The sequence below is a fragment of the Nocardioides sp. genome (assembly GCF_036374615.1).
Lineage (GTDB): Bacteria > Actinomycetota > Actinomycetes > Propionibacteriales > Nocardioidaceae > Nocardioides.
This window is the reverse complement of the sequence record NZ_DASUTK010000165.1, coordinates 1-6,036: the sequence shown is the minus strand read 5'-3', so window position 1 is coordinate 6,036 and position 6,036 is coordinate 1. Positions and strand designations below refer to the sequence as shown.

Here is a 6,036-nt window from a genome sequence, read left to right as displayed (position 1 = left end):
GACATCTCCGCCTCGCACGAGGGGCGTGCCACCACGATGGAGGTCGTCTCGCGGTGCGCCGAGGAGGTCTTCATCCCGTTGACGGTCGGCGGCGGAGTCGCCAGCACCGAGGACGTCGACCGGCTGCTGCGGGCCGGCGCCGACAAGGTCGCCGTCAACACCGCCGCGATCGCTCGGCCCGAGCTGGTCAGCGAGATCGCCGACCGCTTCGGCCGACAGGTGCTGGTGCTGTCGGTCGACGCTCGCCGGGCGGCGAGCACCGACTCCGGTTTCGAGGTCACCACACACGGTGGCCGTCAGTCCGCGGGTCTGGACGCGGTCGCCTGGGCGTCCCGCGCGGCCGACCTCGGAGCGGGGGAGATCCTGCTCAACTCGATGGACGCCGACGGCACCACCGACGGCTTCGACGTACCCCTGATCGAGGCCGTACGCCGCGAGGTGACCGTGCCCGTCATCGCCTCGGGCGGCGCCGGCCGGGTGGAGCACTTCGCGCCGGCCGTGGAGGCCGGCGCCGACGCCGTCCTCGCCGCGACCGTCTTCCACTTCGGCACGCTCCGCGTCGGCGAGGTCAAGGCCGCGCTGGCCGCTGCGGGCCACGCGGTGCGGGCGTAGCGCCGTCCGGAGATTGGGCGATGTCGGCGCCGAGGAATAGCCTGACCGGACGCCCTGGTTGGGGCGGAGCCGGATCGTGGCCGGCCAGACGAGGGGAGCACGGGCAGCAGTGACCGACGAGTGGGGCGAGCACCGCGGGTCGACCACCCGGGAGGGCTTCGCCGTACTCGGCGTCGCGATCAAGCGAGAGCCCGCCATCTTCGTCCTCTCCACGCTCGGCAGCTTCCTGTTCGGTGCGATGACCGTCGCCGACGCCTGGGTGCTCGGCTGGGCGACCGACCACGTGATCGTGCCCGCGTTCCGCACGGGCGAGATCGGTGCCGACATGCTGTGGGCGGTGCTGGCCCTGTTCTTCGGGGTGGCGCTGCTGCGCGCGGTCGGGATCGTCGCTCGACGGCTCGGAGCCGGCGTCATGCAGTACCGGATGCAGGCCCACACCCGTCGCGCCGTCACCCGCCAGTACCTCCGGCTCCCGATGGAGTGGCACCAGCGGCACCCCACCGGTCAGCTGCTGTCCAACGCCTACTCCGACGTCGAGGCCGCCTGGGGTCCGATCGCGCCGCTGCCGATGGCGGTCGGCACGGTCGTGATGATGGTGATCGCGGTCGCCCAGATGCTGGCGGCCGACGTCGCGCTGGCCGTCGTCGGGCTGCTGATCTTCCCCATGGTCGTCGCGGTCAACCTCTTCTACCAGAAGTGGTCCTCGCCCCTGATGACGCGGGCGCAAGGGCTGCGTGCCGAGGTCAGCGAGATCGCCCACGAGTCGTTCGACGGCGCACTGGTGGTCAAGACGCTCGGCCGCGAGGGCGAGGAGACCGACCGGTTCACCGCCAAGGCCCACGAGCTGCGTGACGTCAACGTCCGGGCCGGCCGGATCCGCGCCGGGTTCGACCCGGTTCTCGCGTCGCTGCCGAACCTCGGCGTCCTCATTGTGCTCGTGGTGGGTGTGCAGCGCGTGCTCAACGGCGCCACCGATCCCGGTGACGTGGTGACCGTGGCCTACCTGCTGACCATCGTGTCGTTCCCGATCCGCTCGATCGGCTGGCTGCTCGGCGAGTTCCCGCGCAGCGTGGTGGGCTTCCACCGCACCCAGCGGGTCGTCGAGGCGACCGGCGCGATGCCGTACGGCGGCGTCGAGCTCCCCGAGGAGAGCTCCGGCGCCCACCTCGAGGTCGACCGGGTCGGCTACGCCTACGACCCGGACACCCCGGTGCTCCAGGGGGTCACCTTCGACGTCGCGCCAGGGCGCACGGTCGCGATCGTAGGTGCGACCGCGTCCGGCAAGAGCACGCTCACCACGCTGCTCACCCGGCTGGTCGACCCCGACTCGGGGCGGATCCTGATCGACGGCGTCGACCTGCGCGACCTGGCCCCCGGCGAGCTCGCCGACTCGGTCTCGGTCGTGGGCCAGAGCGCGTTCCTCTTCGACGACACCGTCCGCGACAACGTCACCCTCGGTGCCGACGTGCCCGACGAGGAGGTCTGGGCGGCGCTGCGCGCGGCCGAGGCCGACGGATTCGTGGCCGCACTGCCACACGGACTCGACACCGAGCTCGGTGAACGCGGTACGTCGCTCTCCGGCGGGCAGCGGCAGCGGATCTCCCTGGCCCGGGCGCTGGTGCGCAAACCACGGCTGTTGATCCTCGACGACGCGACCTCCGCGGTGGACCCGGAGGTCGAGGCCCGGATCCTGGCCACGCTGCGCGGTGACGAGAGCGGTGGCACGGTCGTGGTGGTGGCCTACCGCAAGGCGACCATCTCGCTCGCGGACGAGGTGGTGCACCTCGCCGACGGCCGGATCGTCGACCGCGGAACTCACGCGGAGCTGATCGAGCGCAGCCCGGCGTACGCACGGCTCGTGAACGCCTACGAGCACGCCGCCCACGACGAGGCCACCGGGGCAGGTGAGCGTCGATGAGCACCGTGAGCGACGAGCGCACCTCCGGCACCAGGATGGACACGGGCGAGGACCTCGCCCCGATCGAGACGATCCGCCGCGGCGTGGCGGTCAGCCCCGAGCTCAAGGAGGGGATAGGGCTCACGCTGGTGTTCGCGGTGCTCGCCTCGTGCGGTCAGGTGATCGTGCCGATCGCCGTGCAGCAGACCCTCGACCGCGGCATCAACACCCCCGGTGGCCCCGACGTCTCGTTCGTGGTCTGGATGGGACTTCTGGCCGCGGCCGCGATCGGCGTGACCAGCCTCGCGTCGTACTTCATGACCAGCAGGCTGTTCCGCACCTCCGAGCGCGGGCTCGCCACGCTCCGCATCAAGGCGTTCCGCCACGTGCACGACCTGCCACTGCTGACCCAGAACACCGAGCGGCGGGGTGCCCTCGTGTCGCGGGTGACCAGCGACGTCGACCAGGTCAGCCAGTTCCTGGTGTTCGGCGGACTGCTGTTCGTCGTCAGCGTCGGTCAGATGCTCGTGGCGAGCGTGATCATGTTCGTCTACAGCTGGGAGCTCGCGCTGGTCGTCTGGTTCGCGTTCGCTCCGCTGTTCCTCTCCATCCGGTGGTTCCAGCGGAAGCTGACCGCGGCGTACGCCGTGGTGCGCCACCAGGTGGGCGTGCTGCTCTCGGCGATCTCCGAGCCGGTCGTGGGTGCCGAGGTGGTCCGGTCGTACGCCGTCGAGGCCCGCACCCAGGAGCGGATCGACACTGCGATCGACGAGTTCAAGGCGGCCAGCGTGAAGGCGCAGCAGTACACCGTCGTCTCGTTCTCGCTGGGCGGACTCTCCGCCGGCCTCGCCAACGCGGGCGTCCTGATCGTCGGCGTGCTGCTCGGCATCACCGGCGGCATGACTGCCGGCACCGTGCTGGCGTTCGCGTTCCTGGTGACGCTGTTCGTAGGCCCGGTGCAGATGGGCACCCAGATCCTCACCGACGCCCAGAACGCGATCGCGAGCTGGCGCCGCGTGATCGGGATCCTGGAGACCCCCGCGGACCTGATCGACCCCGGGCCCGACGGGCGGGTGCTGCCGCGCGGGCCGATCGACGTGACGTTCGAGGACGTCTCGTTCGCCTACCCCGGCGGTCCGCCGGTGCTGCGCGACGTGTCCATGACCATCGACTCCGGGATCCGGGTCGCGATCGTCGGCGAGACCGGGTCTGGCAAGTCGACGTTCGCCAAGCTCCTCACCCGGCTGATGGACCCCTCCGAGGGACGGGTGCTGCTCGACGGTATCGACGTCCGAGACATCGCGGCCCACAGCCTGCGATCGAGCGTGGTGCTGGTCCCGCAGGAGGGCTTCCTCTTCGACGACACGATCACCGCCAACGTCCGTTACGGGAAGCTCGACGCGACCGAGGACGAGATCCTGGCGAGCGCAGCCGAGCTCGGCCTGGCCGACTGGGTGGCCGGGTTGCCGCGCGGCCTGCACACGAAGGTCGGGCAGCGGGGTGAGTCGCTCTCGGCCGGCGAGCGGCAGCTCGTGGCGCTGCTGCGTGCTCACCTCGCCGATCCCGACCTGCTGGTCCTCGACGAGGCCACCAGCGCGGTCGACCCCCAGCTCGAGATGCGGATCGGACGGGCGCTGGAACGGCTGATGTCGGGCCGGACCTCGGTCACGATCGCCCACCGACTCTCCACGGCCGAGAACGCCGACGAGGTGGTGGTCGTCGACCGCGGTCGGATCGTGCAGCGCGGCCCGCACGCGGAGCTGGTCCGCCAGGAGGGCACCGTCTACTTCGGCCTCCACCAGTCCTGGGTCGCCCAGCTCTCCCGTTGATTCGCGGACTTGCGGCGGTCGAATCGCGCACTTGCGGCGGACTTGCGGGAGGAAGGGCCGCACCCGCGCGACTGAACGGCCGTGGGATCATCGAGGACGTGAGCGAGACGTCCCTGGATCCGGAGATCGAGTCCCACGTGAAGTGGAACGCCGAGGGTCTGGTGCCCGCCATCGTGCAGCAGCACGACACCGGAGAGGTGCTGATGCTGGCGTGGGTCGACGACGTGGCGCTGGCGACGATGATCGAGACCGGTCGCGGGACGTACTGGTCCCGGTCCCGTCAGGAGTACTGGGTCAAGGGTGAGACGTCAGGCCACACCCAGGACGTGCGGGAGATCCGGCTCGACTGCGACGGCGACACGCTGCTGGTGAAGGTCGACCAGCACGGCGCCGCCTGCCACACCGGTGACCGCACCTGCTTCGACACCGGCGTGGTGCACACCCGATGACCGACCGCCGGCGCACGTTCGGGCCGGTCGCCGTCCTCGGGATCGCCGCCGCCGTGCTCGCCGCGGTGGCCTCGGCCCAGCCGTGGGCGCGACTGGCGGATCCCGCCGACGCGGCGCTGGTGATGCCGATCGCCCCCGAGGATGGTGAGATGGCGCTGGCCGCGGCGGTCAGCCTGGTCCTGCTCGCGAGCTGGGGCGTGGTGCTGGTGACCCGCGGCGTCGTACGACGGATCGTCGCCGGTCTCGGGCTGCTGTCGGCCCTGGGGCTGGCGGTGGTCGCGTACGCCGGCTGGACCCGGCTCCCCGACTCGCTGGTCGAGTCGCTGCGGGAGGCCGGTGCGGAGTCGCCCGAGACCGAGCTCACCGGCTGGTACTGGGCCGCGCTGCTCGCGATCGCGGTGTCGATCGCGGCCACCTCGCTGGCGGTGGCGTGGTGCCCTGCGTGGCCCGAGATGGGCACGCGGTACGACGCCCCCGGAGCCGACCGGCAGCAGCCGCCACCGGAGGACCGGACCAGTCTCGACCTGTGGAAATCCATGGACGAGGGGCGCGACCCCACCGCCTGACCGCTTCACTACACTGGCGTCGCACCGCCCACACGCCTCGAGGAGCCCCGCATGTCTGACCACCACGGCAACACCCCCGCCGCCTGGACGGGCGTCACGGTGGCGATGGTCGGGTTCATCGTCGGCAGCGTCGCCCTCATGCTCGACCCGGTCAACATGCCGCTGTTCTGGATCGGCTGCGCCATCGCCGTGGGGTCGTTCGTCGTCTTCGGCGTGATGGCCAAGCTCGGCCTGCACGCCTCCGATCACTGAGTCGCGTCCGGTGTCCGTCCTCGACGACATCGTCGCCGGGGTCCGGGTCGATCTCGAACGCCGGCGCGCCGACGCGCCGGTCGCCGAGCTCCGCGCGGCGCTCGCCGACGTCGATCCGCCACGCGACCCGATGCCGCACTTCCGCGCCGCCGGCTCCAGCGTGATCGCCGAGGTCAAGCGGCGCAGCCCCAGCAAGGGCGACCTCGCCGACATCCCCGACCCTGCTGACCTCGCGCGCCAGTACGCCGCCGGCGGTGCCGCCGCTGTCAGCGTGCTGACCGAGGAGCGCCGGTTCGGCGGCAGCCTGGCCGACCTGCGCCGGGTGCGGGCCGCAGTCGACGTACCGCTGCTCCGCAAGGACTTCATCGTCGAGCCCTATCAGCTGCTCGAGACCCGCGCCGCCGGCGCGGACATCGCGCTGCTGATCGTCG

The 6,036-nt window shown here is 71.5% G+C and carries 7 protein-coding genes; all 7 read left to right on the top strand.

The genetic code is table 11. The features are described 5' to 3' along the window. The coding region (gene hisF / locus VFZ39_RS12920) for an imidazole glycerol phosphate synthase subunit HisF (RefSeq protein ID WP_330866177.1) at window positions 1–612 on the top strand (612 nt) is incomplete at its 5' end. A gap of 76 nt (window positions 613–688) precedes the next feature. After that, complete coding sequence (locus VFZ39_RS12915; RefSeq protein ID WP_330866176.1) at window positions 689–2,530, top strand: ABC transporter ATP-binding protein; 1,842 nt, start codon at window positions 689–691, stop codon at window positions 2,528–2,530. Then, window positions 2,527–4,338, top strand: a complete 1,812-nt coding sequence (locus tag VFZ39_RS12910; protein WP_330866175.1) for an ABC transporter ATP-binding protein — start codon at window positions 2,527–2,529, stop codon at window positions 4,336–4,338. Before VFZ39_RS12915 ends, VFZ39_RS12910 begins: the two co-directional genes overlap by 4 nt. Window positions 4,339–4,436: 98 nt before the next feature. Continuing rightward, the gene (hisI, locus tag VFZ39_RS12905) at window positions 4,437–4,787 is read left to right on the top strand and encodes a phosphoribosyl-AMP cyclohydrolase (protein ID WP_330866174.1); all 351 of its coding nucleotides are present in this window, start codon (window positions 4,437–4,439) and stop codon (window positions 4,785–4,787) included. Next, on the top strand, window positions 4,784–5,353 hold the full coding sequence (locus VFZ39_RS12900) for a Trp biosynthesis-associated membrane protein (RefSeq protein WP_330866173.1): 570 nt from the start codon (window positions 4,784–4,786) through the stop codon (window positions 5,351–5,353). Before hisI ends, VFZ39_RS12900 begins: the two co-directional genes overlap by 4 nt. A 51-nt stretch (window positions 5,354–5,404) precedes the next feature. Continuing rightward, window positions 5,405–5,605: an HGxxPAAW family protein gene (locus tag VFZ39_RS12895; RefSeq protein ID WP_330866172.1), complete on the top strand. Its 201-nt coding sequence runs from the start codon at window positions 5,405–5,407 to the stop codon at window positions 5,603–5,605. A 10-nt stretch (window positions 5,606–5,615) separates the two neighbouring features. After that, window positions 5,616–6,036, top strand: a 421-nt coding sequence (locus VFZ39_RS12890; RefSeq protein WP_330866171.1) for an indole-3-glycerol phosphate synthase TrpC, incomplete at its 3' end; no start/stop codon positions are given.

Coding starts and splice junctions, on each gene's coding strand:
- VFZ39_RS12900 (WP_330866173.1), top strand. CDS start 4,784: ATGACCGACCGCCGGCGCACGTTCGGGCCGGTCGCCGTCCTCGGGATC.
- VFZ39_RS12895 (WP_330866172.1), top strand. CDS start 5,405: ATGTCTGACCACCACGGCAACACCCCCGCCGCCTGGACGGGCGTCACG.
- VFZ39_RS12910 (WP_330866175.1), top strand. CDS start 2,527: ATGAGCACCGTGAGCGACGAGCGCACCTCCGGCACCAGGATGGACACG.